The sequence below is a fragment of the Fortiea contorta PCC 7126 genome (assembly GCF_000332295.1).
GTDB classification, from domain to species: Bacteria; Cyanobacteriota; Cyanobacteriia; order Cyanobacteriales; family Nostocaceae; genus Fortiea; species Fortiea contorta.
Window position 1 is genome coordinate 3,088,721 of record NZ_KB235930.1, and the last position, 25,261, is coordinate 3,113,981.

31 protein-coding genes and 1 other annotated feature are annotated in these 25,261 nt (G+C 41.7%); of the genes, 12 read left to right on the forward strand and 19 right to left on the reverse strand.

The window, feature by feature from the left end:
• From rplA to rplL, 3 genes are all read left to right on the forward strand, one after another.
• Positions 1-717, forward strand: a complete 717-nt coding sequence (rplA, locus tag MIC7126_RS0114210; RefSeq protein ID WP_017653821.1) for a 50S ribosomal protein L1 — start codon at positions 1-3, stop codon at positions 715-717.
• A gap of 84 nt (positions 718-801) precedes the next feature.
• Positions 802-966, forward strand: a sequence feature (ribosomal protein L10 leader region).
• Between the two features lie 61 nt (positions 967-1,027).
• Complete coding sequence (gene rplJ / locus MIC7126_RS0114215; RefSeq protein ID WP_017653822.1) at positions 1,028-1,579, forward strand: 50S ribosomal protein L10; 552 nt, start codon at positions 1,028-1,030, stop codon at positions 1,577-1,579.
• A 53-nt stretch (positions 1,580-1,632) separates the two neighbouring features.
• Positions 1,633-2,025 (forward strand): 50S ribosomal protein L7/L12, encoded by a 393-nt coding sequence (gene rplL, locus MIC7126_RS0114220; RefSeq protein WP_017653823.1) that lies wholly within the window; start codon positions 1,633-1,635, stop codon positions 2,023-2,025.
• Between the two features lie 141 nt (positions 2,026-2,166).
• Here the strand turns inward: rplL and MIC7126_RS0114225 are convergent, their stop codons facing one another.
• Positions 2,167-2,811, reverse strand: coding sequence for a CAP domain-containing protein (locus MIC7126_RS0114225; protein ID WP_420795565.1), 645 nt, complete (start codon positions 2,809-2,811; stop codon positions 2,167-2,169).
• Between the two features lie 932 nt (positions 2,812-3,743).
• Here MIC7126_RS0114225 and MIC7126_RS0114230 point away from each other — a divergent pair.
• A complete protein-coding gene (locus MIC7126_RS0114230) occupies positions 3,744-4,595 on the forward strand; it encodes a universal stress protein (protein ID WP_017653825.1) in 852 nt (283 codons plus the stop codon).
• A 78-nt stretch (positions 4,596-4,673) separates the two neighbouring features.
• Here the strand turns inward: MIC7126_RS0114230 and psbM are convergent, their stop codons facing one another.
• The 5 genes from psbM to MIC7126_RS0114250 all read right to left on the reverse strand — a co-directional run bounded on the left by psbM (position 4,674) and on the right by MIC7126_RS0114250 (position 7,392).
• Complete coding sequence (gene psbM / locus MIC7126_RS29435) at positions 4,674-4,787, reverse strand: photosystem II reaction center protein PsbM (RefSeq protein ID WP_081603031.1); 114 nt, start codon at positions 4,785-4,787, stop codon at positions 4,674-4,676.
• Between the two features lie 162 nt (positions 4,788-4,949).
• Positions 4,950-5,246, reverse strand: coding sequence for a 2Fe-2S iron-sulfur cluster-binding protein (locus MIC7126_RS0114235; protein WP_017653826.1), 297 nt, complete (start codon positions 5,244-5,246; stop codon positions 4,950-4,952).
• A gap of 185 nt (positions 5,247-5,431) precedes the next feature.
• Entirely contained in the window at positions 5,432-5,569 is a 138-nt protein-coding gene (locus MIC7126_RS28860) for a photosystem II reaction center protein K (RefSeq protein ID WP_006195022.1), read from the reverse strand.
• A gap of 126 nt (positions 5,570-5,695) precedes the next feature.
• A complete protein-coding gene (gene tgt / locus MIC7126_RS0114245) occupies positions 5,696-6,799 on the reverse strand; it encodes a tRNA guanosine(34) transglycosylase Tgt (protein ID WP_026100257.1) in 1,104 nt (367 codons plus the stop codon).
• Positions 6,800-6,939: 140 nt separating this feature from the next.
• The gene (locus tag MIC7126_RS0114250) at positions 6,940-7,392 is read right to left on the reverse strand and encodes a hypothetical protein (protein WP_026100258.1); all 453 of its coding nucleotides are present in this window, start codon (positions 7,390-7,392) and stop codon (positions 6,940-6,942) included.
• A 369-nt stretch (positions 7,393-7,761) separates the two neighbouring features.
• Here MIC7126_RS0114250 and cobS point away from each other — a divergent pair, with 369 nt between their 5' ends.
• The gene (gene cobS / locus MIC7126_RS0114255; RefSeq protein ID WP_026100259.1) at positions 7,762-8,523 is read left to right on the forward strand and encodes an adenosylcobinamide-GDP ribazoletransferase; all 762 of its coding nucleotides are present in this window, start codon (positions 7,762-7,764) and stop codon (positions 8,521-8,523) included.
• Between the two features lie 120 nt (positions 8,524-8,643).
• On the opposite strand, the gene MIC7126_RS0114260 is transcribed toward cobS, so the two are convergent.
• Together MIC7126_RS0114260 and MIC7126_RS0114265 are read right to left on the reverse strand one after the other, a co-directional pair.
• Complete coding sequence (locus tag MIC7126_RS0114260; protein ID WP_026100260.1) at positions 8,644-9,102, reverse strand: PPC domain-containing protein; 459 nt, start codon at positions 9,100-9,102, stop codon at positions 8,644-8,646.
• Between the two features lie 72 nt (positions 9,103-9,174).
• Positions 9,175-9,849, reverse strand: coding sequence for a ComF family protein (locus MIC7126_RS0114265; RefSeq protein WP_017653831.1), 675 nt, complete (start codon positions 9,847-9,849; stop codon positions 9,175-9,177).
• 153 nt (positions 9,850-10,002) lie between these two features.
• Between MIC7126_RS0114265 and MIC7126_RS0114270 the strand changes: the two genes are divergently transcribed.
• Entirely contained in the window at positions 10,003-10,587 is a 585-nt protein-coding gene (locus MIC7126_RS0114270; RefSeq protein ID WP_026100261.1) for a Uma2 family endonuclease, read from the forward strand.
• Here the strand turns inward: MIC7126_RS0114270 and MIC7126_RS0114275 are convergent.
• The 5 genes from MIC7126_RS0114275 to MIC7126_RS27625 all read right to left on the reverse strand — a co-directional run bounded on the left by MIC7126_RS0114275 (position 10,584) and on the right by MIC7126_RS27625 (position 13,824).
• A complete protein-coding gene (locus MIC7126_RS0114275) occupies positions 10,584-11,066 on the reverse strand; it encodes a GNAT family N-acetyltransferase (RefSeq protein WP_017653833.1) in 483 nt (160 codons plus the stop codon). The two genes, MIC7126_RS0114270 and MIC7126_RS0114275, sit on opposite strands and share 4 nt — an antisense overlap.
• 371 nt (positions 11,067-11,437) lie before the next feature.
• Positions 11,438-11,839: a VOC family protein gene (locus MIC7126_RS0114280; protein ID WP_017653834.1), complete on the reverse strand. Its 402-nt coding sequence runs from the start codon at positions 11,837-11,839 to the stop codon at positions 11,438-11,440.
• An 18-nt stretch (positions 11,840-11,857) separates the two neighbouring features.
• Positions 11,858-12,457, reverse strand: coding sequence for a MiaE family protein (locus MIC7126_RS0114285; RefSeq protein ID WP_026100262.1), 600 nt, complete (start codon positions 12,455-12,457; stop codon positions 11,858-11,860).
• 263 nt (positions 12,458-12,720) lie between these two features.
• Positions 12,721-13,437 (reverse strand): SDR family oxidoreductase, encoded by a 717-nt coding sequence (locus MIC7126_RS0114290; protein ID WP_017653836.1) that lies wholly within the window; start codon positions 13,435-13,437, stop codon positions 12,721-12,723.
• A 225-nt stretch (positions 13,438-13,662) separates the two neighbouring features.
• Positions 13,663-13,824: a VOC family protein gene (locus MIC7126_RS27625; protein WP_017653837.1), complete on the reverse strand. Its 162-nt coding sequence runs from the start codon at positions 13,822-13,824 to the stop codon at positions 13,663-13,665.
• Between the two features lie 218 nt (positions 13,825-14,042).
• Between MIC7126_RS27625 and MIC7126_RS0114300 the strand changes: the two genes are divergently transcribed.
• On the forward strand, positions 14,043-14,525 hold the full coding sequence (locus MIC7126_RS0114300; RefSeq protein ID WP_017653838.1) for a tellurite resistance TerB family protein: 483 nt from the start codon (positions 14,043-14,045) through the stop codon (positions 14,523-14,525).
• Between the two features lie 387 nt (positions 14,526-14,912).
• Here the strand turns inward: MIC7126_RS0114300 and MIC7126_RS0114305 are convergent, their stop codons facing one another.
• Positions 14,913-15,677: an SDR family oxidoreductase gene (locus MIC7126_RS0114305; protein ID WP_026100263.1), complete on the reverse strand. Its 765-nt coding sequence runs from the start codon at positions 15,675-15,677 to the stop codon at positions 14,913-14,915.
• A gap of 95 nt (positions 15,678-15,772) precedes the next feature.
• Complete coding sequence (locus MIC7126_RS0114310; protein WP_017653840.1) at positions 15,773-16,585, reverse strand: hypothetical protein; 813 nt, start codon at positions 16,583-16,585, stop codon at positions 15,773-15,775.
• Positions 16,586-16,668: 83 nt separating this feature from the next.
• Between MIC7126_RS0114310 and murG the strand changes: the two genes are divergently transcribed.
• From murG to uvrA, 3 genes are all read left to right on the forward strand, one after another.
• Positions 16,669-17,742, forward strand: coding sequence for an undecaprenyldiphospho-muramoylpentapeptide beta-N-acetylglucosaminyltransferase (murG, locus tag MIC7126_RS0114315; protein WP_017653841.1), 1,074 nt, complete (start codon positions 16,669-16,671; stop codon positions 17,740-17,742).
• Positions 17,743-17,788: 46 nt separating this feature from the next.
• Positions 17,789-18,730 carry a DNA cytosine methyltransferase gene (locus tag MIC7126_RS0114320; protein ID WP_017653842.1) on the forward strand — a complete coding sequence of 314 codons (942 nt, stop codon included), beginning with the start codon at positions 17,789-17,791 and terminating at the stop codon, positions 18,728-18,730.
• A gap of 345 nt (positions 18,731-19,075) precedes the next feature.
• On the forward strand, positions 19,076-21,952 hold the full coding sequence (uvrA, locus tag MIC7126_RS0114325) for an excinuclease ABC subunit UvrA (RefSeq protein WP_017653843.1): 2,877 nt from the start codon (positions 19,076-19,078) through the stop codon (positions 21,950-21,952).
• 165 nt (positions 21,953-22,117) lie between these two features.
• Here the strand turns inward: uvrA and MIC7126_RS0114330 are convergent, their stop codons facing one another.
• The 4 genes from MIC7126_RS0114330 to MIC7126_RS0114345 all read right to left on the reverse strand — a co-directional run bounded on the left by MIC7126_RS0114330 (position 22,118) and on the right by MIC7126_RS0114345 (position 24,833).
• Positions 22,118-22,534, reverse strand: a complete 417-nt coding sequence (locus MIC7126_RS0114330; protein WP_017653844.1) for a putative toxin-antitoxin system toxin component, PIN family — start codon at positions 22,532-22,534, stop codon at positions 22,118-22,120.
• Complete coding sequence (vap15, locus tag MIC7126_RS0114335; RefSeq protein ID WP_017653845.1) at positions 22,500-22,748, reverse strand: type II toxin-antitoxin system VapB15 family antitoxin; 249 nt, start codon at positions 22,746-22,748, stop codon at positions 22,500-22,502. Before vap15 ends, MIC7126_RS0114330 begins: the two co-directional genes overlap by 35 nt.
• A 194-nt stretch (positions 22,749-22,942) precedes the next feature.
• Positions 22,943-23,713, reverse strand: a complete 771-nt coding sequence (locus MIC7126_RS0114340) for an ABC transporter ATP-binding protein (RefSeq protein ID WP_017653846.1) — start codon at positions 23,711-23,713, stop codon at positions 22,943-22,945.
• Complete coding sequence (locus MIC7126_RS0114345; protein ID WP_017653847.1) at positions 23,703-24,833, reverse strand: branched-chain amino acid ABC transporter permease; 1,131 nt, start codon at positions 24,831-24,833, stop codon at positions 23,703-23,705. Before MIC7126_RS0114345 ends, MIC7126_RS0114340 begins: the two co-directional genes overlap by 11 nt.
• Before the next feature lie 21 nt (positions 24,834-24,854).
• Here MIC7126_RS0114345 and MIC7126_RS30475 point away from each other — a divergent pair, with 21 nt between their 5' ends.
• Both MIC7126_RS30475 and MIC7126_RS0114350 read left to right on the forward strand, forming a co-directional pair.
• A complete protein-coding gene (locus MIC7126_RS30475; protein ID WP_154655897.1) occupies positions 24,855-24,998 on the forward strand; it encodes a hypothetical protein in 144 nt (47 codons plus the stop codon).
• A gap of 50 nt (positions 24,999-25,048) precedes the next feature.
• Positions 25,049-25,246: a hypothetical protein gene (locus tag MIC7126_RS0114350; RefSeq protein ID WP_017653848.1), complete on the forward strand. Its 198-nt coding sequence runs from the start codon at positions 25,049-25,051 to the stop codon at positions 25,244-25,246.
• Positions 25,247-25,261: the final 15 nt, after the last annotated feature.

A 25,261-nucleotide genomic window follows, 5' to 3' on the forward strand; every position in this document is an offset into this window, starting at 1 on the left:
ATGGTAAAGAAAATATCGCGTCGCTTGCAAGCACTGCAAGCAAAAGTAGAAGACAGGGATTATGCACCTGTAGAAGCTTTATCGCTGTTGAAAGAAACAGCAACAGCCAAATTCGCTGAAGCCGCAGAAGCACATATCCGGTTGGGGATTGACCCCAAGTATACAGACCAGCAGTTGCGGACAACAGTCGCACTACCTAAAGGAACAGGGCAAATTGTCCGGGTGGCGGTGATTGCTAGAGGTGAAAAAGTCACAGAAGCAACCAATGCTGGTGCTGATTTAGCTGGTTCAGAAGAATTAATTGACCAAATCCAAAAAGGGATGATGGATTTTGACAAGCTAATTGCGACACCAGATGTAATGCCGCAGGTAGCAAAGCTGGGTAAACTCTTAGGGCCAAGGGGTTTAATGCCCTCACCCAAAGGTGGGACAGTAACATTTGATTTAGCAAGTGCGATCGCCGAATTTAAAGCTGGTAAACTAGAATTCCGTGCTGATCGAACCGGCATAGTCCATGTTATGTTTGGTAAGGCATCTTTCACGCCAGAAGATTTGTTAGTCAACTTAAAGGCGTTGCAAGAGACTATTGATCGTAACCGTCCTGCAGGAGCAAAAGGACGCTATTGGCGTTCAGTATACGTATCTGCCACAATGGGGCCAGCGATTAGAGTTGATATTAGCGCCCTACGGGATTTGAAACTGACAGAAGCAGCGTAGAAGGGATTAGAGGCTAGGGACTGGGGATTATAACAAGTTTGTATTTACCCTAGCCTCTAACACCTAGCCCCAGGCCCCTAACCCCTAATTAAATAAGTCAAGCCGGAGACAGCAGGTGCTAATTGCTTAATATCCTGCCGAGGTTAAAGACAAAAATACTAAAGTGACGCCTATAAAAGTGCGATCGCTATTGTATCAAGAGTCTCTACTAAACCCCGGCTAAAGTAGCTGGGGTTTGTTGTTAGGGTTGGTCAGAACATAAAACACATGCGGGAAAATCGATGATTTTGCCCTGGGAGGTGAAACGAAGATGGGTAGAACGATAGAAGACAAAAAAGAGATAGTAGCTGACCTCAAAGAAACTTTAAACGTGTCAACTTTAGCACTAGTAATTGAATACCAAGGGCTAACAGTTGCTGAAATTACTGACTTGAGGCGGCGGCTACGTCCAAGTGGTGCTGTTTGTAAAGTAACAAAAAACACCTTAATGGGCATTGCCATTCAAGACGACCAAAAATGGCAGCCGATGTCAGAATTACTCAAAGGTTCTTCTGCCTTTTTGCTGGTCAAAGATGATTTTGGCTCGGCAATTAAAGCTTACCAAGATTTCCAGAAAGCTACCAAGAAGACAGAACTTCGTGGCGGCGTTATGGAAGGTCGCCTGCTCAAAGAACCTGATGTCAAAGCATTAGGAGACTTACCTTCTAAGGAACAACTCATCGCCCAAATTGCGGGAGCAATCAACGCCTTGGCTACCAAGATTGCTGTGGGTATCAACGAAGTTCCCAGTTCACTGGCGCGGTCTTTACAAGCAGTGGCTAAAGGTGAGAAAGACAGCGCTGAAAGTGCTGGCGATTCATAGGTAATAAAAAATTACCAACTACCAAAAAAATCAAAATTACAGGAGTTATATCAATGTCTACTGCAACCGATCAAATTTTAGAACAACTCAAGTCTTTGTCATTGCTAGAAGCTGCTGAATTAGTTAAGCAAATTGAAGAAGCTTTTGGTGTGAGTGCTGCTGCACCTGCAGGTGGGATGATGATGATGGCTGCACCTGGTGCGGCTGCGCCTGCAGAAGAAGTTGTTGAACAAACCGAGTTTAACGTGATTCTGGAATCAGTCCCAGCTGATAAGAAAATCGCCGTGCTGAAGATTGTCCGGGAATTGACAGGTTTGGGTCTGAAAGAAGCTAAGGATATGGTGGAAGCTGCTCCCAAAGCTGTTAAAGAAGGTATTGCTAAAGATGCGGCTGAAGATGCTAAGAAGCGAATTGAAGAAGCTGGTGGTAAGGTGACTATTAAGTAGTTAGCTGAAAGATAAAGTTTGAAGGATGAAATTAGCCTCAGACTTCTTTAATCAAAATTCCGTGAGCTATTTTTGAACTAGGAGCCTGACTCAGGCTCTTTTTTTACTTAAATAATTAATTGTCAGTCTTATACCAATTCTCTAAGGAGATTTTTCTAAATAACCTCCAGCATAAGTAATAACACATATTGTTTTGTATAATTTATGAGTTCCATAGGCAACGCCAGTGACTTTGAACGTATTATTAAAGATATTTTGTCGATGACCACGTGATGGGACTCCATCATCAATAATTAGTTGCATGACTATATCTTGGGCGGTGTTTGGGCCGTAGCTAATATTTTCGGCGGCGCTGGTTTGCCATTTTCCATAACGATTGATACGCGTAAAGGGAGTACTACCATCGCTACCGTTGTGTCCTAACGCACCCTTTGCTCCCTGGTCTTTGACATGATCTCTAGCGCCTAAAGACATTCCTTTGGATGCTCTCAATGCTCCCACAGGGCGAGCCGATTTGAGAAATGCGATCGCTTCATCTACAGGTTTCACACCTTCTTGAGTTACTAAATAGGTGTTATCAGCAATTTTGACGCGATTTCCCTGGAAGCGCTTTTTATAGCTTTCTAAAATGGGTAGGTATGCTTTGGGATTAGTCCGCACTTTGTTTGTCTCAGCAATTACCTGTTGTTCCAGAGGTGAGAGGTAATTGGCTTGTGCTAATAAAATCGGATTGGCTTCGGACTCTTCAACTGGAACAGAGTTGGCGACGGTTTCCCGAAACAACATTTGAGCCGAGTAGCTGGCTGCGATGGTCAGGAACAAAGACGCCCAAAATCCAAAGTGGCGCATGAATTACCTCAAAATTTGATTGCTGGGGTGATTTATCTGAGATAGATACAGCGCTAGTGAGTAAAATTTCGTAATTTGCCCTGTAGATCCTTGCACAGGAAAACGCAGAGAGAAGCTTGAGCTAAGGCTTGCTCAGTTCAGAGCTTCAGCGCTAACGCACCAGGAGTAATATTCTCCATCCTTGACGTTAAACCTCTGCGTTTAAAATTCTCACTCAAGACTCTGTTGTAACCTTTATCACAATAAACGTAAAGACTAATAGATTGCTAACTAAAGAATGGCTTGAAAATGCGTCTATTTTCTTGTTCATAGTTACAAAAATTTATCGACTAATCATATTTTTACTATCCAAAACTTTCATAAATTGCTGGCTAACGTAATTTGATGGTCAAAGGTCAACTGTAAAAATACGGGATTTGTAATTTATGGACAATGATTATAGAGTTTTTTAATTGCATTCAATAATTAAAAATCTATATAAACACCATAATTTGTCTTAAGATTTTCTCGAATTTTTCAAAAAAAACTACAAAAATGCTATACTTCCCGTGCTTCTTTGCAATACTTAACTAGTGTTTAATGAACAAAGATTAACATAGATTAAAAATAATAACTAATATCATAATTCATTAAGTTATTCACGTTAAATTGAGAGTATGCTTAATCATCGAAGCCTAGTTGAAAATCATCAATAACTAAGTGCAAATAAACTTTATAGTTTAATACTAATAATTGAAAATTTTTGACTATTAATTATTAGTTTATTTGTACAACATGATTGACTAGGTTGTTCAGCAAGGTAGCAAAAACCCTGACTGAGCCAATTACTCAGAGCAAAACCCAAAGCAACCTTAACAACAAGACGTAAGATGATAGAGAAAATTTTGCTAGCTGTCTCTGGATTAGGGCACGCAGAAGAGATGCTCAAAACATTGAAGGAAGTGCCATCAATCCAGGCTGCAAAAGTTACAGTTTTGCATGTTGTTCCTCCTCAATCTACTGCTACTGTGATGACCGAGAAGTGGGAAGAAGGCGGAAAAATATTGGCTAATGCGATTCAGTCTTTGAATTTAGATCCGAGTCAGGTTTCCTCAATTTTGCGCCAAGGTGATCCCAAAAGTGTGGTTTGCCAAGTAGCTGACGAAATGGATGCTGATTTAATTATTATGGGTTCACGGGGACTGAAGCGACTGCAATCGATATTAGCAAACTCAGTTAGTCAGTATGTTTTTCAGTTGTCTTCTCGCCCCATGCTGCTAGTAAAAGATGACATTTATGTCAAAAGAATTAAGCGCGTTATGGTAGCAATGGACAATTCTGATGCTGCTAAACATTGCTTGAATTTAGCTTTGTTTTTGCTGCGAGGTATTTCCGGCGGACAACTCATTTTGACTAATGTGACTACAGATTTGCGCGGTAAATCATCTGAACTCAACGAAGTTATCCCAGACAAAAATTCTGTTTTAGCGGTTGCGGTTACCGAAGCAGCCAAGCTGGGGGTACAGGCTCGTTGTTTTGTTAGCAGCGGTAAACCAGGTGAGGAAATTTGTCGCTTGGCTGAGGAGTTGAACACAGACTTATTGCTTTTGGGTTCTCCCGATCGCCGTCCATCGGTGGCTAAGAATTTTGTCGATATCGACAGACTAATTGGTGCATCTTTATCTGATTATGTCAGAGTCAATGCTACTTGTCCTGTGTTGTTGGCGCGGACATCTGCTTAGTAACAGAATATAAAGCGGTTGAAGAATAGAAACCCCTACACTTTTGGTACAGGGGTTTTTTATTTTATGGACAACGTATTAATCTTTTTTACCTTCGCGGCTGGCAGTTTGGATGTACAGAATTAACAAAAATACAGTAGGGACTAGTACGAACAGAATGCTCGCTACGAACCCTAGGTCATTCACTTGCATGGCAAGAAAGCCTCTCTTAAATTTCCAATCAACAAGATTAGAATAGCATCATCCATGACAGAGTTAAGCAATTCCCTATTCACAAAGAGCAATCTCGATACTGGCAAATGTTGTGGGTAATGGCTGGATGCAAATCATAGCAGTAGCGATCGCCCCGAAAGCTTACGGTTTGGTGACTACGCTAATGGGGCCATTCACTAAAGTTTGGCAAGCAAGACGGTAATTTTCTGGCTTTTTTTTCAATTTTTTATTTTCTACATCTGTTCGGGGCGAAAGGTTTTCTATCCCTTCAACTACTTCCACAATACATGTCCCACACTGACCATAGCCGCCGCAGTTGGTCATTTTGCCAAACAATGTATAGATATCAATGCCATTTTGCATGGCTTTGAGCCGGAGATTGGCGCCATCGGCAGCTATAACTTCTTTATCTTCTTTAACGAATTTAATATTGCCCATATTTTATCCCTCCTTGTCTGTAAGCTTGGCTTACAGCTTTGTGTTCACCTGGTTTGATCAACAGTCTTACTTACTTATATTAAGTTATTACAAAATATTAAGAAGCGTAAACTTTAAAAAAGATTTTTGAGTAAAAAAATAGGACAGGAAAAACGCCTGTCCTGGAATCTGGTCAATAGATTAACTTACCTAAAACCCACTGCTGCTTGCCAAACGAAAGCAAGTAACAAGAAGAAAACGGGAATCACTGGGAGAACATCCACCAAGGGGTCGAAGATTTGGTAAGCTTCAGGCAGTTTTGCTAATAAAAGTGCTGCTTCCATGTTTGTTTAAATCCACCTATTCCAACACAGCATTCATAATTGAGATGTATCTTAACATGGAATGGTCATTGGTCATTTGTTATTAGTCATTTCTCCCTCATCTTCTCATCTGCTTGCTTCTATTCTTTAATTGAGCCAGTGACCAAATTCGGTAACGAAGCGATCGCTGAGTATGGCTTCACGGATCTTTTGAGTAAAACGAATTAGTTCGGTGATGTTGTGGATACTCAACAACGTGTAGGCGAGGATTTCTTGCGATCGCACTAGATGAGATATGTAGGCGCGGCTGAAGTTTTGACATGCATAACATGGGCAAGTTTCATCTAAAGGTGCAAAATCTTCACGAAATTTTGCATTCTTTAAATTCCAGCGATCGCCCCGAACCATGGCGGTACCGTGTCTCGCCCAACGGGTGGGAATCACGCAGTCAAATAAATCTACACCAGAAGCAATGGCGATCGCCATCTCTTTGTATGTGCCCACACCCATCAAGTAACGCGGCTTTTCTGGTGGGAGCAGTGGTGCTGTCGTTTGCACAATCTGCGCCATCAATTCTGGCGGTTCCCCCACGCTGACGCCCCCAATGGCATATCCTGGCAAATCTAACTTAGCTAGACCAACGGCGGCTTGGGAGCGCAAGTCTAAATATACACCACCTTGCACAATCCCAAACAACGCTTGATCGCTGCGGTTGTGAGCCACCACACAGCGCTCTAACCAACGATAAGTACGCTCGGTTGCGGCTTCTACCTCTTGGCGAGTCGCTGGGTAAGGCGGACACTCATCAAACGCCATGATCACATCTGCTCCCAGAGTATTTTGGATGGCTATAGAGCGTTCTGGTGTAAGGTTGATAATTTGTCCATCGTGTGGCGAGCGAAAAGTCACACCTTCTTCGGTAATTTTTCGCATTTCACTGAGGCTGAAAACCTGAAACCCTCCGGAATCCGTGAGCATCGGCCCATTCCAACCCATAAATTTATGCAATCCACCACCACCGGCGACGATCGCTTCTCCTGGTTGGATATGGAGATGATAGGTATTAGACAATACCATTTGTGCCCCAGTATCCTTAAGCTGGGATGGTGTCACAGTTTTGACATTTGCTAATGTCCCCACTGGCATAAATCTAGGTGTTTCTACGATACCGTGAGGGGTATGAAACACTCCTGCTCTTGCTTTTGTCTGGCTGCACTGAGCAAGACTTTGAAAAGAAAAGTTAGCACTCAAGGCAAAAATAATACTAGTTAAATTATGGACTCAGATAAATAATGGTAATCGGTAACGAGTTATTAGTGATGGCTGACCCTATCATCAACTCCCCATGACCAATTACCAATTATTAATTTCCCGAAAATTATAGTTTCTAATCAAAACGAGTCAGAACTCTCATCATCCATTTCCGCATCCCATCTAGCCGAAAGTACTTGCTCCATCATCGCTTCTATGGCGTTGACGTTCAAGTTACGATCCCTGCGCTCTTGTAAGGGAGTCGAGAGGGGAATCAGCCGCAAACAAAAGCCTTCCTGTACCAAATCAAAGTGGGTTTCTTGTTGCGGGGACTGTTTGAGTTCTAAATAATCAAAACTATAAAGATTCAGATAAAGTGTGTGGTTGGCGACTACTGTAGATCGTTGCGGGTTCGCAAACACTTCCATCACATCCCCGTCACCCTCGCTCAGTAACTGGCTTTCTTGGGTGTAGATGTAGTGGACTCGACCTAAATCAGCCAGCAATCGGCGCATGTCGAGTTTATTGACAATAATGCCCGTGTTGACAATACACGGTGCTGGTATCCTGGCGTCGGGTAGATGGTGACTCATAAGGGAATGGGGAATGAGCAAAGGTGAGTTGCAACACAGCTAAACAGCTAGGTGAACAGCCCGTGAACTCCCTACATTTAAAAAAATATCAATTTTGTAGGGCGATCGTCTAATCACCTGGAATTAGTTATTAATTTGAGAATCTGAAACAACGTGATTTTTGATGCAATTTTGATTTCCTAAATTAATGAAAGTTTGTTAAAAAAAATACTATTATATACCGTCATCACTGAGACCAGCATAACAAAATTTTCTGCATGAATCTGGATGCCCAATAAATCTTATCTAAAGCTTTAAAATGTTCAAATGCTGTTTGAATCTCAATTGTAGGCTTCATTTGTAAATAGTTTTTTGACTATTGTAACTAATATGGCGAATCAAATTCAGTGGTGGAAGTATTTAATATCAAGTATGATTTTTTACACAATTATTCCTCTGCCATATATACAAGGTTTAGAATTTGCAAAAGTAGCACAGCTTGCACCACTTGTAGGACTGATAATTGGGGGAGTGTTGGGGTTGTGGGATGGGGGAATGAATTATCTGGGTTTACCAGTATTAACTCGTAGTGCGTTGGTAGTGTGCAGTTGGATCGTCATTACTGGGGGATTACACTTAGATGGTACGATGGATACTGCTGATGGTTTAGCAGTAGGCGACCCGGAACGACGATTAGAGGTGATGGCAGATAGTGCTACTGGTGCATTTGGTGCAATGGCAGCGATCGCTATAGTACTGCTAAAAACCGCAGCTTTGACCGATATACAAGCAGACCGCTGGTTGGTGTTGATAGCGGCTTGTGGATGGGGACGGTGGGGACAGCAGCTGGCGATCGCCCAATATCCTTACTTAAAACCCACTGGTAAAGGCGCATTGCACAAACAAGCCATTCGCTCATACAAAGATTTATTACCGGGACTATTGTTATTGTTGGGCTTGAGTGGTTTGGTTGTGTTATTAGATAACAAACGCCTATTTTTAGCAGTGGGAATGGTATTTGCTGGAAGTGCGATCGCTACTTTAACTGGTGCTTGGTTTAACCACAAACTAGGTGGACACACCGGGGACACCTACGGCGCCGTCGTCGAGTGGACTGAAGCCCTATTTCTTTGCGTACTGACTATATTTTAAGAAAATAGGGAGTAGGAAATTGAAATATGAGAACGATAACTAATTTCCACCACATCAGTTACTATGTACCTCATAACTCTAGTTGAGCAGTAGCTCGCTGACGCCGAATGCTCAATCATATTATTTAATCGGTTGCAACCTCGTCACCTTCAGCTTAAAGTTTCCCACCCCTGTTTCACCAAAAGACCGGACGCGAATAATATAGGTTCCATTTTCGACGATGCGAGTAAATAACAGAGAATTGCTACTACCATCAGGCCCGTCGTCATTTTCTACTAATGTTGTGCCGTTGGGTGCTAGTAGTGTAATGATACTGTCGAAATTTTCCGAAGCCACATCAACTGCTAAATTATCGCCCTTATTTAACTTCACCGCATAATCACGAGCAAATCCGCCTTGACCTGTGGGAATGTCTTTGTCTGAAAGCGTATCAGTAAACTCGGTGCTAGAAGTTAAAGGAATCGGACTATATAACTTATTTTGAGCAAAAGCTGCTCTTGTACTAATAGTAATTGTCAAGAATATTGCAGGCAGAATAATAACTTGTGTGCAACTCGCTACAAAAACTTTGCTGATCATTTCAAGCATTAAACAGGGTGAATTTGGTTAATTATAAAGTTCTCAAGTCTGGCTTGCCCATTACTTGTGTAGTTATTTATCTTTTGCAGTCGTAGCTAGTGCTGCTAACCCTAAAACGTCAACTCCACATTGACTAAATGTTTGTACTGCAGCAGCGGCGGTAGCACCAGTAGTGTAGATATCATCTATTAATAATACTGTGGCATTTGGATAACGGCGCAATCCTTTGCCAACAACAAAAGCTGCTGCTAAGTTTTTTTCTCGTTCTGATGCGGATAAACCAAACTGTGCTTTAGTTTCTCGAATTCTTACCAAACCATTGGTTTCTAATTTTAAGCCAGTTGTTTGACAAAAACTTTCTGCTATCAACGCTGCTTGGTTGTAACCACGTTGTTTTAGCTTGCTAGTGTGGAGTGGGATGGGAACAGCGATCAAATTTGCGTTAGATTTTGGAGGTTTTAATAACCATGCTTCCCCTAACCATCGACCCAAAAGGTGAGCGATTTGGGGCTGGTTTTCATATTTCATCGCGGCGATCGCTCTTTTTAAAGAACCACCATATACGCCCCAACTAAACACTGGTATCGGTTCTAGCCATCGTGCCTCAGGGTTTTTCTGTTGACATGTGTGCAACTGTCGTTCGCAGTAAGGACAAAGATCGCTAGATGTAGAGCGTTGACACAGGGGACAAGGAGGTTGCAAAAACAGGTTAAGTAAGCTTTTGAGTGCATTTCGGACATAAATCATGGCTAATGTGTCCTTTTGACATCAGGGATAACTGACATCAATTGTCATTGGTCATCGATGATTTGTCATTACAAGCTGTGCAAACGTCTTTGGGAATTAGCAACCAATGCTAGCATACTAATGCTCGCAACCCTCACATTTGCTAGATCAGCCATGCAAAATACAGAAACGACGCTACAACTTCGCCTCTGGACAGTTGAGGAATACCACCGGATGGCTGAGGCGGGAATTTTTGCTGTAGATGAACGAGTGGAACTCTTAGAAGGAAAGATTATCTGGATGATTGCTAAAGGAACAGCCCATCGTTCAGCAGTGGGGAGAACATATAAATTACTAGAAAAGCGTTTAGGTCATCAGGTTTGGATATCTATTCAAGACCCAGTTAAGTTAAATGAACAGTCGGAACCAGAGCCAGATGTTGCTGTGGTAAAAATAGATCCTTTGGACTATGCAGATCATCATCCTACTCCATCTGAAGTTTATTTGCTGATTGAAGTAGCAGATAGCAGCCTGAAGCTGGACTGCGAAACTAAAGGTAAAGCTTACGCCAAAGCGGGAATTAGTGATTATTGGGTGTTAGATGTAGTCAGCCGTCAATTGCACGTTTTTCGTCAACCAACTGAAGATGGTTATCAAAGTGCAGAGATTTTGACAGAAAATATGAATATTTCACCCCTAGAGTTTCCTGATTTGCAGATTGGGGTATTTGAGATGTTACCGCCAGTCAGTAAGTTTTAGATCAGGAATTTAACATACACGCGATCGCATCTTTTCGTTTCTACTTCGGTTGCTGGTTTGTAGCCTTTACTTTCATATAATTTCACTGCTTCAACCAAAACACTAGCAGTTTCAATCCATATTTCGTCGAAACCGCGGGCGGCGATCGCTGCTTCTAGCTGTTGTAACAAATATTTTCCCAGTCCCAATCCTCTCACGCTTGATAAAAGATACATTTTGCGGATTTCTACAGCCTTTTTGCCCCGATGTATGGGGTAGTATGCTCCCGTACCTACCACTTGATTTTGGTGCTCAATTACCCAAAACTCACCACCTGTGGCTAAGTAATATTCTTCCACTTGCAACACGTCTCGGTCTGCACCGTTGGGTTCCCAACTCAAACCGTATTCTGATAATACATAACTAATGACTGCAGCGGCGCCTGTGCGATCGCCCTTCTCCCAGTTACGAATCAAAAAGTCTCGATAATAATCTCTCATCGTAAAATTTTCAATTGAAGTGGAGTTGCAGTCAAGTTTGCACAGAGAAATTTTCTGGATTCATCTTCCAGTTTATCGACCGAATAGCGAATTTTGCAGAGTTAATCTCAGGCACTAGTCTTCATATCTGAGTTTTGCCAGTGCTAGCACAAGTGGTTTTTCAATCAACATCAGGATTAATGCACTTTTGAGTTTTGGCGCTGGCAATTCCTCACAGATGTGATCTTAACTGATAGATTTAATTTCAGCCTGTGATGTTGCGCCAGTTTCTGCAATTGTAACGGGGGCGCACTCGCGAATAAATTTATCGTCAGGAGTCAATTTCTAGACTTTTCAGCAGTTATGTGGTATACACTTAAACTTATAAAAGTCTAACTGAGAATACCGAGATTGTTATAGATTTCCAGCAAATTACCGTCCGGATCACGAAAATGCGCGGTGCGAATTCCCCATTCTGAACGGTCTATTGGTGGCGTCACAATTGTGGTGTAATGATCTTTGAGACGCTGGTACACTTCATCCACATCATCGACTGCAAAAACTAAAGTCTTTCTGTCTTGAGCAGGAAAAACTGAAAGTTGCTCATTACCAAGCACCGAAATCATTAAATCTTTTGGGAATAAGGCTAGCTTAATATTTCCCGTGAGAAACTCGGCATACCCGGTGTTTTCGTCTCCCCAATCGACATCCAATTCCAGCACGTCGCGGTAAAATAAGAAAGAATCTTTGTAGTTGGAAACAAGCAGTCGAATGTGTGATAACTGAAGTTTCATATCTGTTGTGCTAGCTTGCTAACTGTGAATTCTTGGTTCTGGATGCAAATTTGCCAGTAAGTCACTTTCGACTATTGCCAATTCTTCAAGCCGTTGCCTGACAATATTACGGTTAAAGTAAGTATCAGCTAAAACCCAATAAGTACCGAAGTGTCGTGCCTCCGATGCCATTAAACCGCGATAAAATTTGGCTAAGTCTGGCTCAGGACAGTGTGTAGCTAATAATCCCAAGCGTTCATGACTACGAGCCTCGATTAAACCTGTGACAAGTAAGGAATCTAAAAATTTTTGGGGTTCTGAGGAGCGGACTTGAGCTTTTAAGCCAGCACCATAGGGGGGTGGTGGTAGGGGAGCGAGGGGGATATGACGACGTTCTAACCATTGATTAACTAGCTCAAAGTGTTCTAGTTCTTCACGAGCGATCGCTGTTAATTCCCGCACCATTTTAGTATTGGAAGGATAGCGAAACATAAAATTCAACGCCACCCCAGCTGCTTTGCGTTCGCAGTGAGAATGATCGAGCAAGATCGTGTCTAAATTGGCGATCGCCTGCTCCACCCAAGCACTACTTGTGGGTTGTTTTAAGGTGTTAATAGTCGGTAACACAGAACTATGCACAGGGTAACAACACTCTAGATGGGACAATTTCGCTGAGTATGCCAGCAAATTTATTTTAGTGCTGGATTAGGCGAGGAAGGGTTAAATTATTGGGGTTTAAGTATGGTCTTTAGGAAATTAGTTTTCTAGATTATCTTATATATCTCTCAATAAGTTGAGATCGATATGATACAAATGCGGTTACTGGGGGTTAGGGGTTAGCAAGGAGGGGATAGATAAGAGTTTTCCTGATTGTTAATATCTAGCCCCTAACCTGTTTTTGATTACCAGTCAATTAATTGGCGATCGCGGAAGAATCCACCTGTAGCACCGCCAGGGGGGAGAGTTGCGAGCCAGACAATTGTATCAACTCCTTGTTCTGGAGTGCGAGGTGCTTCAGCACCACCCATATCAGTTTTCACCCAACCTGGACAGACAGAATTAACTAATATATTTGTCTCTTGTAATTCGCTAGCAAAAATTCGTGTTAAGGCGTTTAAAGCTGTTTTAGAAATTCTATATCCTGGTGAACCTCCTTCCATATCGGTTAGCTGTCCCATTCCCGAAGAAACATTGACAATGCGTCCATAATTCTGTTCTTTCATCAACGGAATTAACGCTTGAGTTACTCGTAAAACACCATAGAGATTTGTCTCCAAGGTTTTTTCTATGGTTTCTATTTGAGAATTGACTATGCTATTACTATTGGATTGAACATCGATATAAATTCCAGCATTATTAACTAAAGCATCAAGCTTGCCAAATTCTTGGCGAATGAATTGGGCTAATATTCTGCTGCTTTCATCGCTGGTGACGTCAAGATGATGAAACTGGACATTTAAACCTTCATCTTGTAATTTTTGAGCAGCGGCTTGTCCTTTCATCTCATTCCGACTCGTCAGAATAACTTGATATTCCTGTTTCGCTAATTGGCGAGAAGCTTCAAATCCTAAACCGCGATTTCCTCCGGTTACTACTGCAACTTTTTTGGTTGTATTCATGGTGAATTTCTCCTGTTTTGCAAACAAAAGGGGTAAGGAATTAGAGACGAAAAACTTTTATAGCAATTCTCCATTACATAATGTATGTCCTAATCCTTAGTACCCGATGATACAAGTAAACCTATGTTTAGAAAACATTAAATCGCTGAGGGTAGAGTTTCTTTCATTTCCTAGTTTGTACCTTATATTCAGCTTTTTTAAACTAGTTCTTGACCTCCAAGTCTGCTATTTTAAAGCATATTCTGGTACATATTCAACTAATTCTATTTCGTTACCATCTGGATCGTTGACATAAATTCTATGTTTAGTTTCCGATGCTGTCATTGTGTAATACTCAATGCCACTAGCTTCTAGCAGTTTCTGCATAGCTTCGCCATCTTTAATCACAAAGCCAATGTGATTAATACCAAGATTTTCATAAGCTTGGTGTACTCGCTTTTGTCCAGTATTTTCGTTATTTTTTGTTTTGTTAACTGTCTTAACCGTTCAAAAATTATTTCTTAACTGTCTTAATTGTCCTTGTGTTTTTGTTCTAGTACTGATAATATTTCAGTATAATTCCACGCTAAAATAAGCAAACAGAAATTAGTAAACAGGGGAAAATCATGTCTGACATCAAAAAACTTGGTCAATCTTGGATATTTAATTGGTTCTTTGGATTTAACGAGATACCGACAGATGAAGATTGTTGCATTTATATGAAATCAGTTTTATGTTGCGCTAAGGGAGATGGAGTTCTCGCAAGCGAAGAGAAAGATTGGGCTATTGGATTTTGTGCATCTTGGGGAGTAGCAAACTGGGTAATTGAAGAGCTAAAAGCATACGAAGCAGATGAAGATATAGAAGAGGTAATTGCTCGCTCTCCTCAAGTATCTATCGCGCAAAGAGATTTACTTCTCACAGCAATTAGAGCTTCTACTGCTGATGGAGAACTGCATGAAGATGAAAAGAAAAAAATTCAACAAATGGCTTCTATTATAGGGGTAGAAGAAGAAGTAGTAGACCAGTTAGACCAGCTACACCAAGAAGAATTAGCATTACGACAAAAGCGTATTAAGCTGCTATATCCAGAAAAAAGCCCCTATTAATAATCTAGATATAAGTAACTATATTCAACCCCAGCACTAAACAATTCAAAATTTGCTTATTTGCTTCTTAAAAAATTAAGAAGAATTAAAAGTAATAACTTTGAATTCAATCAAAGTGTATGGAGTAACAACTTTGGGCGTTGTATAAATATGGCATAGTTTGGTGATTGAACCCTTTGAAAAGTCGTTCAAATGAGGCTAAATTAGTCCATGATTTTGCAACGCCTAATTTTGAATATGATAATTTGGGCTAAACGTTAGGCAAAGTTGCCCAAGCCTTGTCAAGAAAAATTGGGAGGGTTACCAGATATCCTTCTGGCTCGTATTGGTAGAGGTTCTAATGCAATTGGATTGTTCCATGAGTTTGTCAACGAAGTTCGATTTGTTTCACGGTTGGCGATGAACCAATGTGGCGCTAGCTTGGTTAACCGGCATGAGAATCACCTCATTAATATTGACATGGGGCGATCGCGTAGTACAAAAAAAGATCACATCAGCTATATCATCAGCAGTCAGTGGGTTGACTCCTTGGTAAACGCGCTTGGCTCGGTCAACATCGCCATGAAATCGGACTTGGCTAAATTCTGTTTCCACCATCCCCGGATCAACGGAAGTCACACGGACGGGAGTACCCAAGAGGTCTTGTTTCAAGCCTTCCGAAAGCGCCTTAACCGCAGCCTTTGTGGCACAGTAGACATTACCACCGGGATAAGTTTGATGTCCAGCGATGGAACCAAGATTGACCACATGACCACGACCGCGATTGACCATTCCCGGAACAACATAACGGGTGAGGTAAAGTAAACCTTTAATATTGGTATCAATCATTTCTTCCCAGTCTTGAAAGTCGCCTTCATGCAACTTATCTAAACGACGACTTAAACCAGCATTATTAATGAGAATATCGATATCAGACCAGGAAGAAGGGAGATGAGAAATTGCCGATTCCACAGCAGAGCGATCGCGCACATCTAACTCTAACAAATGGATTTGTGCAGACGTTAAACTTTTTGCTAATTCCTCTAACCTTTCTAACCGTCGCGCCGCCAAAATTAGTTTTGCACCAGCGCCAGCAAACATTTTCGCACAAGCAGCACCGATACCACTACTTGCACCCGTGATTAACACAATTTGATTTTCTAAAGAAATCATCATGGTTCAAAAGTTCAGATTCAATCCAAAATATCAGGGAATAGGGAATAGGAAAAGAACAAAACTCTAGCCCCTAATCCCTATTCCTTAAACTCTTATTTATTCACCACTTGCAAACGCTGAGTTACCATCGTCATTCCCTCACCCCGCAGGATAACTGCAGAAACCCATTGATTACCGGGAGTAGATGGGGCGCGTCCCACTTTAAACAGTCCCCCGGATGTGAGTAATTCTAAATTTACGGATGTGGGGTTGAGATATTTATCTGCTTGCACAGATTCTTCTAATGCTGTCCCCAGAATAAAATCATCACCCAAAGGTTCTTGCACGATCGCATCAAAAGTATAAGGCTGACCGACCTTTACCTGCTGCGGTAATTTGATTTCCACTTGCGGTGGTTTCACACCAGAGGTCAGCTGAGTGCGTTCAGACAAAATATCTTGGCGGACAATTGTTGCACCTGTGACACGCTGACGTGATTTAATTGTGGCATTGAAAGCTAAATTATTGCTGTTAGCCGCAGGTAAACCGGTAATATTAGTTACCGTTTCTGCCACAATGGCGTTGCCTTCAGATTTCCAAGATTCCAGCTTTGTGCTGTACTTTAATTGTGGATATCGCTTCCACAGTTCAGTTAGAGCTTTTTCTAAAGTCTGGCGGTTTAAGCCATCGCCATGAGTGAAATTGGCGCTGTAAAACGCTATCACCTTTTTGACATCACCCTGGCTAGCTGCGGCGTCAACTTGCGTCAACAAGTTTTTCAGTTCAGCGGGAGCCGTTTCTGGTGTACTGGCTTGAGCGCATTGCCAACCACTGATGATTCCCAGTGTCAAGAAGAATAAAATTAGCCAGACATGCTGGGGAAATCGGCGTTGGCGGTTCACCAATAAAGCAATAATGTTAGTCATCGGGAATAGTTTGCTGATTTACGTGAGAACGTCAGGAAATTGTTTTATCTTAATTAAGTTAGGAGCTAAACGGTAGAGATTTGATGGTAGATGCACCGATTAGATTACTAATAGCTGCGAGTGGTACGGGTGGACACTTGTTTCCAGCGATCGCCCTCGCTCAAAAGCTACCAGATTATGAAATTGAATGGCTTGGTGTCCCCAATCGGTTAGAGACTCAGTTAGTCCCGCAACAGTATCCTTTGAATACTATTGCCGTTGAAGGGTTTCAACAAGGATTGGGTATATCATCTTTACGCATCTTGGTTAAACTCATCGGTTCGATTCTCCAAGTTAGGCGAGTGCTCAAACAGGGAAAGTTTCAAGGTGTGTTTACTACAGGGGGCTATATCGCCGGGCCTGCAGTAATTGCAGCCCGTTCTTTGGGTCTACCCGTAATTTTCCATGAGTCTAACGCCTTACCGGGTAAAGTAACACGCTTCTTTGGCCCTTGGTGTAGTGTGGTAGCAGTAGGATTTACTGCCGCTACTGAGTACTTACCTCGTGCTAAAAATGTCTGCTTAGGAACTCCGGTGCGATCGCAATTTCTGGAGCCAGAAACTGACACAACACTAGATTTGCCCATACCAGAAGGCGTTCCCTTAATTATCGTCTTTGGTGGTAGCCAAGGTGCCGTTGGTATCAATAAATTAGTCAGACAATCCGCTCCAGCTTGGTTCGATGCAGGTATTCACATCGTACATTTAACTGGAGATCAAGACCCAGAAGCCGACAGCCTCAAACATCCGCAGTATATAGCCTTACCTTTTTACAACAACATGGCGGCGTTGTTGCGACGAGCGAATTTAGCCATTAGTCGTTCTGGTGCAGGTAGCTTGACAGAATTAGCAGTTTGTGGTTTACCAGCAATTTTAATTCCCTACCCCTTTGCAGCCGAAGACCATCAAACCTATAATGCTCAAGTGTTTACCAAAGCTGGAGCAGCGCTAGCGTTTCCACAATCCCAATTAACAGCAGAGATTTTGCAAAATCAGGTTTTGAGTTTGTTACACTCACCGATAGAATTAGCCAAGATGGCAGAAAATGCCAGAGCGATCGCAGTTCCCGATAGTGCTGATAAATTGGCGTCTCTCGTGCGCGAAATCGTAGAGACGTAAACATTTGATGATATATAATCACCAAAATTGCGCCAATTAACAGAAAATGAGCTACGCCGAGCAGCTAAATTATCTACTAAAACCAACATCTTTCCGTAGCCCATTAATAGTAGACTTATTCGCTGGTTGTGGTGGTTTATCTCTTGGCTTTGAAGCCCAAGGATTCACCACCCACGGCTTTGAAATGGAAGCTGATGCTTGCGCTACCTATCAACAAAACTTAAAAGGAAATTGTACTCAAATTCTGCTCACATCCGAGACAGAATTACCACCCGCCACAGTCGTCATTGGTGGGCCTCCCTGTCAACCTTTCAGTGTAGGAGGAAACCAAAAAGGATTACAAGACTCACGAGATGGTTTTCCCATTTTTATTAATGCAGTCAAACAGCTTTGTCCGCAAATTTGGTTATTTGAAAATGTGCGGGGATTGCTATATAAAAATAGGTGTTATCTAGAAGAAATTGTTCAATCTCTACAAAATCTAGGTTATATCGTCGAGTGGAAATTATTAAACGCAGTTAATTTTGGCGTTCCCCAAAATCGAGAAAGGTTAATCGTTGTCGGTCATCAAGGAAACTTTAAATTTCCAGAATTACTCACCAAAAAAATCCCTGCAGGCGAAGCACTAGAAGAATTAGCAAAACAAGCACCTCCAGAATCAAAATTCCTCACACCTAACATGGATGCATATATAGCCAAATACGAAAAAGCCTCTTTTTGTAAAAATCCCCGTGACCTACATTTAGACAAACCAGCCAGAACCCTAACCTGCAGAAACTTAGCCGGCGCCACAGGCGATATGCACAGAATTAAACTTGCTGATGGGAGACGGCGACGGTTATTAATAAGAGAAGCCGCAAGATTACAAAGTTTTCCTGATTGGTTTAAATTTGTAGGTTCAGAAACCAGCTGTTTCAACCAACTAGGTAACGCAGTCCCCCCCCTATTTGCTTTTCACCTAGCCGCAAGCGTGAGAGATTATTTATAGTAATTGTTATTGGAGAAGGGAACAGGGAACAGGGAACAGGGAACAGGGATTAGGGATTAGGGAAGAGGTATTTTCATTCTTCCTTGTGAGCATTCGTTCATAGAATCTCTTGCAAAAGCCCTAATTTTCGCGTTCTTCTTTGCGCCTTTGCGCCTTTGCGCGAAACAAAAAAAGATTTATGCAACAAGTCAACAACCCTAACATAACAGAGAACAGATTCCCAGCCATTTTTCCAGCTTCCGAACCTAGACCTGGGTAAAACAGTACTATTGTTCTAGTATAAAGCTATTAAAGATAGTATTATTAAGGACTGTTTCACGGCGCAACATGTCTCGACCAGCCAATATGTCAGACCAACAGCTAGCAGCATCGCTAAATGGGCATCTTCCCTACCCCGGCCACAATCACCAGAATACCATTCGGATTCGGGGTGCGAGGCAACATAATCTGAAAAATATTGACTTGGAATTACCACGCGATCGCTTAATCGTTTTCACGGGCGTTTCGGGTTCTGGTAAGTCTTCTTTGGCGTTTGATACGATTTTTGCTGAGGGACAACGCCGCTATGTGGAATCACTTAGTGCTTATGCGCGGCAGTTTCTGGGACAATTAAATAAGCCGGATGTAGAAGCGATTGAGGGTTTAAGCCCGGCGATTTCCATTGACCAAAAGTCTACTTCTCATAATCCCCGTTCGACTGTGGGGACGGTGACAGAGATTTATGATTATCTGCGACTGTTGTATGGGCGCGCTGGTGAACCCCATTGTCCCATATGCGATCGCTGTATTGCACCCCAGACGATAGATGAGATGAGCGATCGCATTATGGCATTACCCGATCGCGCTCGCTTCCAAATTCTCGCGCCCGTAGTTCGGGGGAAAAAAGGAACTCACCGCAAACTTTTATCCAGTCTCGCATCTCAAGGTTTTGTGCGTGTCCGCATTGATGGTGAAGTGCGCGAGTTATCTGACGCCATTGAATTAGATAAAAATTTAACTCACACCATTGAAGTTGTGATTGACCGCTTGGTGAAAAAAGACGGGATTCAAGAACGTTTGGTCGATTCTTTGTCTACTTGTCTCAAACAATCTGGCGGTATAGCTAATATTATTACTGGTGAGGATCCAGAACAAGAAGAATTAGTATTTTCGGAAAATTTTGCTTGTCCAGAACATGGCGCAGTCATGGAAGAATTATCGCCGCGATTATTCTCCTTTAATTCACCTTATGGTGCTTGTCCGCACTGTCACGGTATTGGCAGCTTAAGAAGATTTTCACCTGATTTAATTGTACCAGATCCAGAAGCGCCAGTTTATGCAGCCATTGCACCTTGGTCAGAAAAAGATAACTCTTATTATTTAGAACTGCTTTATAGTTTGGGACAAGCTTATGGCTTTGAATTGCAAAACAACTGGAGCAAACTAACAATAGAACAGCAGCATACCGTTTTGTTTGGTGAAGATGAAAACCACGCCAAAGCAGAATCTAAGAAGCAGATTTTTCGAGGTGTGATTCCCATTTTGCAACGACAATATGAGGGTGGTTCTGAGTTAGTTAAACAAAAATTAGAAGATTATTTAATTGACCAACCTTGCGAAGTTTGTCATGGCAAAAGATTAAAACCAGAAGCTTTAGCTGTCAGATTGGGACAGTATGGAATATTGGATTTAACGGGGGTATCAATTCGGGATTGTCGGGAGAGAATTGAACATTTAAAATTGAGCGATCGCCAATTACAAATAGCTGATTTAGTCCTGCGAGAAATTAAAGCCAGATTACAATTTTTATTAGATGTCGGCTTAGATTATCTCACCTTAGATCGTGCAGCCATGACACTTTCTGGCGGTGAAGCCCAACGCATTAGATTAGCAACACAAATTGGCTCAGGGTTAACAGGAGTTCTCTATGTTTTAGATGAACCAAGTATAGGTTTACATCAACGCGATAACAGCCGATTACTGACAACTTTAACCAAATTGCGCGATTTAGGTAACACCTTAATTGTCGTCGAACACGATGAAGAAACTATCAGGGCTGCAAACTACATAGTTGATATTGGCCCTGGTGCGGGAATTCATGGCGGAAATATCGTCGCCCAAGGTGATTTACAAGCTTTACTAACAGCAGAAGATTCTTTAACTGGTGCTTATTTATCAGGAAGACGAGTAATAGCTACGCCAGCAGAACGCCGCGAAGGAAATGGGCGCAGTTTGATTATTAAAAACGCCCATCGCAATAACCTCAGAAATATTGATGTAGAAATTCCTTTAGGAAAACTTGTCGCTGTAACTGGCGTTTCTGGTTCCGGAAAATCCACTTTAATTAACGAATTACTCTACCCCGCATTGCAACATCACCTGCTAAAAAAAGTGCCCTTACCGAAAGAATTGGGAGAAATTCATGGACTAAATGCAGTTGATAAAGCCATTGTCATTGATCAATCTCCCATCGGACGCACACCCCGTTCTAATCCTGCAACTTACACAGGCGTTTTTGACATAATTCGGGATGTATTTTCGCAAACAGTTGAAGCCAAAGCCAGAGGCTATAAACCCGGACAATTTTCCTTCAACGTTAAAGGTGGACGTTGTGAAGCTTGTAGCGGACAGGGTGTAAATGTTATTGAAATGAACTTTTTACCTGACGTTTATGTACAATGCGAAATTTGTAAAGGAGCAAGATACAACCGTGAAACATTACAGGTGAAATACAAAGATAAAACTATTTCAGATGTCCTCAACATGACAGTTGAAGAGAGTTTAGAGTTTTTTCAAAACATTCCTAAAGCTGTGACGCGCCTACAAACATTAGTTGATGTTGGGTTAGGTTACGTGCGATTAGGACAACCAGCCACAACCCTATCTGGTGGTGAAGCCCAGCGAGTAAAATTAGCCACAGAATTATCTCGCCGCGCCACAGGAAAGACCCTTTATTTAATCGATGAACCAACTACAGGCTTATCTTTTTATGATGTGCACAAACTGTTAGATGTGTTGCAGAGATTAGTAGATAAAGGCAATTCAATTTTAGTAATTGAACACAACTTAGACGTGATTCGTTGTGCAGATTGGGTGATAGATTTGGGGCCAGATGGTGGCGATAAAGGAGGAGAATTAATAGTAGCAGGAACACCTGAAGAAGTAGCAGACCATCCCACATCTTATACTGGGGAATATTTGCGACAAGTATTACAACAATACCCGGCAATTTTGAATAAGTAATGGTAATGGGGAATGGAGCATAAGCTAACGCACCTTGAATTCTTGACGGTGCGTTGTGCTTCGCAGCAACACACCCTATAAAGACTTAGATTTTTTCATAAATCATATCAGATTTCTATATATTCTCCATATTTGCTTTTTTTAATTTACTGGAGTTTAATAATTTTATAATTTGAGCAAAAGTTCTTGGTAGGTAATAATTTCAGTATTCTCAAATTTTTTAATTACTAATAAATCTTGATCTCCCGTAACTAAAAAATTAGCACCACTATCTTTAGCTAGTGCTAAAATATAATTATCTTTGGCATCACGACAAAGAAATACTTCTGATGTAATGTTTGTCAATAAACCAATAGTTCGCAAAATTTGAATTAATTCATCAACTTTGTCATATGGAAAATATTTTTGTAGCTTAGGACGTTGAGTGACCATAATAATTTCCTCTAAGATTTGCTCTGAAATTACGATTTGCAGCCTTTCTTCAACCAAAAGGCTTTTTAATTCTTTCAATTGTTTACCAATCAGAAAGCTAATCCAAAGATTAGTATCAATGATTATCTTGGCTGCTTTGTTTTCTGGCATAAATTTGAGAACGGACGATTTCAACTTCTTCTGTAATTTCCTTTAGAGATAATTCGTTAGTTTGAAATATTTCTAGTAACTGCACTAACTTTTTACTCAAAGTTTCCTTTTCTAGTTCTTTGCTCAGTAGCAATTTTTCTGAATCAGAAAGTTGTTGAACTAGAGTAAGTATTTGTTCAAACGTCAAAGAGAGTTGATAGGTATTCTGTAACATAGCGTCAAATATTATCCTGTTTTTCAATTTTTACACAAAGAGAATGCTTAAATCCTAAAGTTGCTCTGGAGACAACAATGGCTCAAATGAGTGATAAGCCTCATAATTGCGAAGAGGATATTTGTTGGGCATTGGGCATTAGCAATAGGCAAAAATTAACCATGCCCCATGCCCAATGCCCCATTCCCCATGCCCTATTTCCCCAAATAAGCCTCTAAAACTTGGGCATTAGTTTGAATTTCTGCAGGGCTACCGTCGGCGAGATTTTGCCCCTCTGCGAGCACCCAAACGCGATCGCACAAGGACATGACGACATCCATGTTATGCTCAATAATCAAGAAGGTCATGCCGTCTTGGCGATTCCATGCAAGAATACGATCGCAAATATCATCAATTAATCTCGGATTCACTCCCGCCGCAGGTTCATCTAACAAAATTAACTTGGGATTTGTCATCAGCGCCCTTCCCATTTCTAGCAGTTTCCGTTGTCCCCCAGACAACCCACCTGCGTATTCATGGGCTTTTTTCTCCAATCCCACAGAAGCTAACAAAGCCATCGCCTGTTCTTTGAGTTCTCTTTCTTCCTTCGCTACAATATGCGGCTGAAACTGCACTTGCCAAAAGTTTTCACCTGTTTGCTTTTGCGCCGCCAACAGCATATTTTCTAACACCGACAACTTTGATAAAGTCCGCGCTACTTGAAAGGTGCGGATTAATCCTTGCTGGGCAATTTGGTATGGTTGCAATTGGTGAATCGGTTCGCTGTCAAAAACGACTCGTCCTTTATCTGGGCGAATGAAGTTAGAAAGCAAGTTAAATAAGGTGGTTTTCCCCGCACCATTGGGGCCAATCAAACCCGTGATGCTACCTTTAGCAACTTCGATTCTCGCTTCATGCACTGCTTTGACGCCGCCAAAGCTTTTACATAGTCCAGTGGCTGCTAATAAAGGTTGGTTATTTACCAAGGGTTAGTTCCTCCTTTTTGCCTAGGATACCTTGAGGACGCCAAATCATCAGCACCATTAAAATTAAACCAATTACCATGATGCGAAATGCACCTAAACGAGCTTCATCAAGGGGAACGATTTTCGGCAGATATTCGCGGGTGAGGGCGTCGTAAGCAAAGTAAATTACCGCACCTACAACTGAACCGAGATTATTTCCTGAACCACCGAGAATTACCATAATCCAACAATCAAAAGTTACCTGTGGTTCAAAGGTTTTATCAGGATATATGGCGCTCAGTTGCCATGCGTAGAAGGCTCCGGCAATACCTGCGATCGCACCACCCAAAACTAATGATTGCAATTTATACCAAAAAACATTCTTACCCAACGCCTTCGGGACTTCTTCATCTTCGCGGATAGCTTTTAAAACTCTACCCCATGGCGATCGCACTAAAACTTCTAAACGCCAAAATACAAAAGCTAATACCAACAGCGATAATACCATCAAACCCGCTCTCGGCACATAATTATACAGCATCAATACCCCAGAAATATAAATTGCCACTGCCAACAAGCCGAGTACAATTCCCACACCCAACCGCGTGCTTAATTCTTGTTTGCTACTCTTAGCTGAATCTGTCAGCCGCAATCTTCGCGCAGTTTGCACCCATCGCCACAACGCCAACAAACTCACCGCAAACAGCAACGACAACACCCCAATTAGTACAAATTGAAAAAACAAATTCGGTGTTGTTGATAAAGGAATTGGATAACTTTGCACACCAAACGCCCCAGAAACCCAAGCCTTACCCACAGGTAAATCTTGGTTATTCAACACCAGTCGAATTAATTCCCCCACACCAATAGTGACAATACCTAAATAATCTTCCCGCAGTCGCAGAGTTGCAAAACCAATCACCAACCCCAACAAAGCTGCAACAATCGCCCCCACCAGCGCCGCTAACAAAATCGGCACACCTTGTAAACTTAACAAAACCGTTGTATACGCACCCAAGGTCATAAAAGCAATATGACCAAAATTAATCAACCCTGTAAAACCCCACTGTAAATTTAGTCCCAAGCTAAACAGGGCAAAAGTGGCTGTAGAAATTGCTAAGAAAATTAGATATTCAAACATAAAAATTTAGTTATTGGTCATTTGTTATTTAGCTTGTCACCTTATCACCCCATCACCCCATCACCCCATCACCCCATCACCCCATCACCCCATCACCCCATCACCCCATCACCCCATCACCCCATCACCCCACCTCCTCATCCTCGAATATATCAGTATAATTAGAGCCATTTTCTGGGCATACTATTTTGGGGTTGTGGATAATATATTGACATATGAATTTGTTGCGGATGAGAATCCATCATCTAATTGAGCAAGTAGCCGATGAGGATTTACAAAGTACTTGGAATATTGTTTACACTTTGTATTGTGACTTTTACATGCTCAAAGCCATAGCACAAGTTAAGCGATCGCAGCAACCGTGGGACATTTTAACCCATGAAGAAGCCATGCGACTGTTAATGTTTTTCTGAATTTCTGCCCTAATC

What these genes read in the sequence shown, in the direction of transcription:
- rplA (WP_017653821.1), top strand. Translation starts at nt 1, where the DNA reads ATGGTAAAGAAAATATCGCGTCGCTTGCAAGCACTGCAAGCAAAAGTA.
- rplJ (WP_017653822.1), top strand. Translation starts at nt 1,028, where the DNA reads ATGGGTAGAACGATAGAAGACAAAAAAGAGATAGTAGCTGACCTCAAA.
- rplL (WP_017653823.1), top strand. Translation starts at nt 1,633, where the DNA reads ATGTCTACTGCAACCGATCAAATTTTAGAACAACTCAAGTCTTTGTCA.
- MIC7126_RS0114225 (WP_420795565.1), bottom strand. Translation starts at nt 2,811, where the DNA reads ATGTTGTTTCGGGAAACCGTCGCCAACTCTGTTCCAGTTGAAGAGTCC.
- MIC7126_RS0114230 (WP_017653825.1), top strand. Translation starts at nt 3,744, where the DNA reads ATGATAGAGAAAATTTTGCTAGCTGTCTCTGGATTAGGGCACGCAGAA.
- psbM (WP_081603031.1), bottom strand. Translation starts at nt 4,787, where the DNA reads ATGCAAGTGAATGACCTAGGGTTCGTAGCGAGCATTCTGTTCGTACTA.
- MIC7126_RS0114235 (WP_017653826.1), bottom strand. Translation starts at nt 5,246, where the DNA reads ATGGGCAATATTAAATTCGTTAAAGAAGATAAAGAAGTTATAGCTGCC.
- MIC7126_RS28860 (WP_006195022.1), bottom strand. Translation starts at nt 5,569, where the DNA reads ATGGAAGCAGCACTTTTATTAGCAAAACTGCCTGAAGCTTACCAAATC.
- MIC7126_RS0114250 (WP_026100258.1), bottom strand. Translation starts at nt 7,392, where the DNA reads ATGAGTCACCATCTACCCGACGCCAGGATACCAGCACCGTGTATTGTC.
- cobS (WP_026100259.1), top strand. Translation starts at nt 7,762, where the DNA reads ATGGCGAATCAAATTCAGTGGTGGAAGTATTTAATATCAAGTATGATT.
- MIC7126_RS0114260 (WP_026100260.1), bottom strand. Translation starts at nt 9,102, where the DNA reads ATGATCAGCAAAGTTTTTGTAGCGAGTTGCACACAAGTTATTATTCTG.
- MIC7126_RS0114265 (WP_017653831.1), bottom strand. Translation starts at nt 9,849, where the DNA reads ATGATTTATGTCCGAAATGCACTCAAAAGCTTACTTAACCTGTTTTTG.
- MIC7126_RS0114270 (WP_026100261.1), top strand. Translation starts at nt 10,003, where the DNA reads ATGCAAAATACAGAAACGACGCTACAACTTCGCCTCTGGACAGTTGAG.
- MIC7126_RS0114275 (WP_017653833.1), bottom strand. Translation starts at nt 11,066, where the DNA reads ATGAGAGATTATTATCGAGACTTTTTGATTCGTAACTGGGAGAAGGGC.
- MIC7126_RS0114280 (WP_017653834.1), bottom strand. Translation starts at nt 11,839, where the DNA reads ATGAAACTTCAGTTATCACACATTCGACTGCTTGTTTCCAACTACAAA.
- MIC7126_RS0114290 (WP_017653836.1), bottom strand. Translation starts at nt 13,437, where the DNA reads ATGAATACAACCAAAAAAGTTGCAGTAGTAACCGGAGGAAATCGCGGT.
- MIC7126_RS0114300 (WP_017653838.1), top strand. Translation starts at nt 14,043, where the DNA reads ATGTCTGACATCAAAAAACTTGGTCAATCTTGGATATTTAATTGGTTC.
- MIC7126_RS0114305 (WP_026100263.1), bottom strand. Translation starts at nt 15,677, where the DNA reads ATGATTTCTTTAGAAAATCAAATTGTGTTAATCACGGGTGCAAGTAGT.
- MIC7126_RS0114310 (WP_017653840.1), bottom strand. Translation starts at nt 16,585, where the DNA reads ATGACTAACATTATTGCTTTATTGGTGAACCGCCAACGCCGATTTCCC.
- murG (WP_017653841.1), top strand. Translation starts at nt 16,669, where the DNA reads ATGGTAGATGCACCGATTAGATTACTAATAGCTGCGAGTGGTACGGGT.
- MIC7126_RS0114320 (WP_017653842.1), top strand. Translation starts at nt 17,789, where the DNA reads ATGAGCTACGCCGAGCAGCTAAATTATCTACTAAAACCAACATCTTTC.
- uvrA (WP_017653843.1), top strand. Translation starts at nt 19,076, where the DNA reads ATGTCAGACCAACAGCTAGCAGCATCGCTAAATGGGCATCTTCCCTAC.
- MIC7126_RS0114330 (WP_017653844.1), bottom strand. Translation starts at nt 22,534, where the DNA reads ATGCCAGAAAACAAAGCAGCCAAGATAATCATTGATACTAATCTTTGG.
- vap15 (WP_017653845.1), bottom strand. Translation starts at nt 22,748, where the DNA reads ATGTTACAGAATACCTATCAACTCTCTTTGACGTTTGAACAAATACTT.
- MIC7126_RS0114345 (WP_017653847.1), bottom strand. Translation starts at nt 24,833, where the DNA reads ATGTTTGAATATCTAATTTTCTTAGCAATTTCTACAGCCACTTTTGCC.
- MIC7126_RS0114350 (WP_017653848.1), top strand. Translation starts at nt 25,049, where the DNA reads ATGAATTTGTTGCGGATGAGAATCCATCATCTAATTGAGCAAGTAGCC.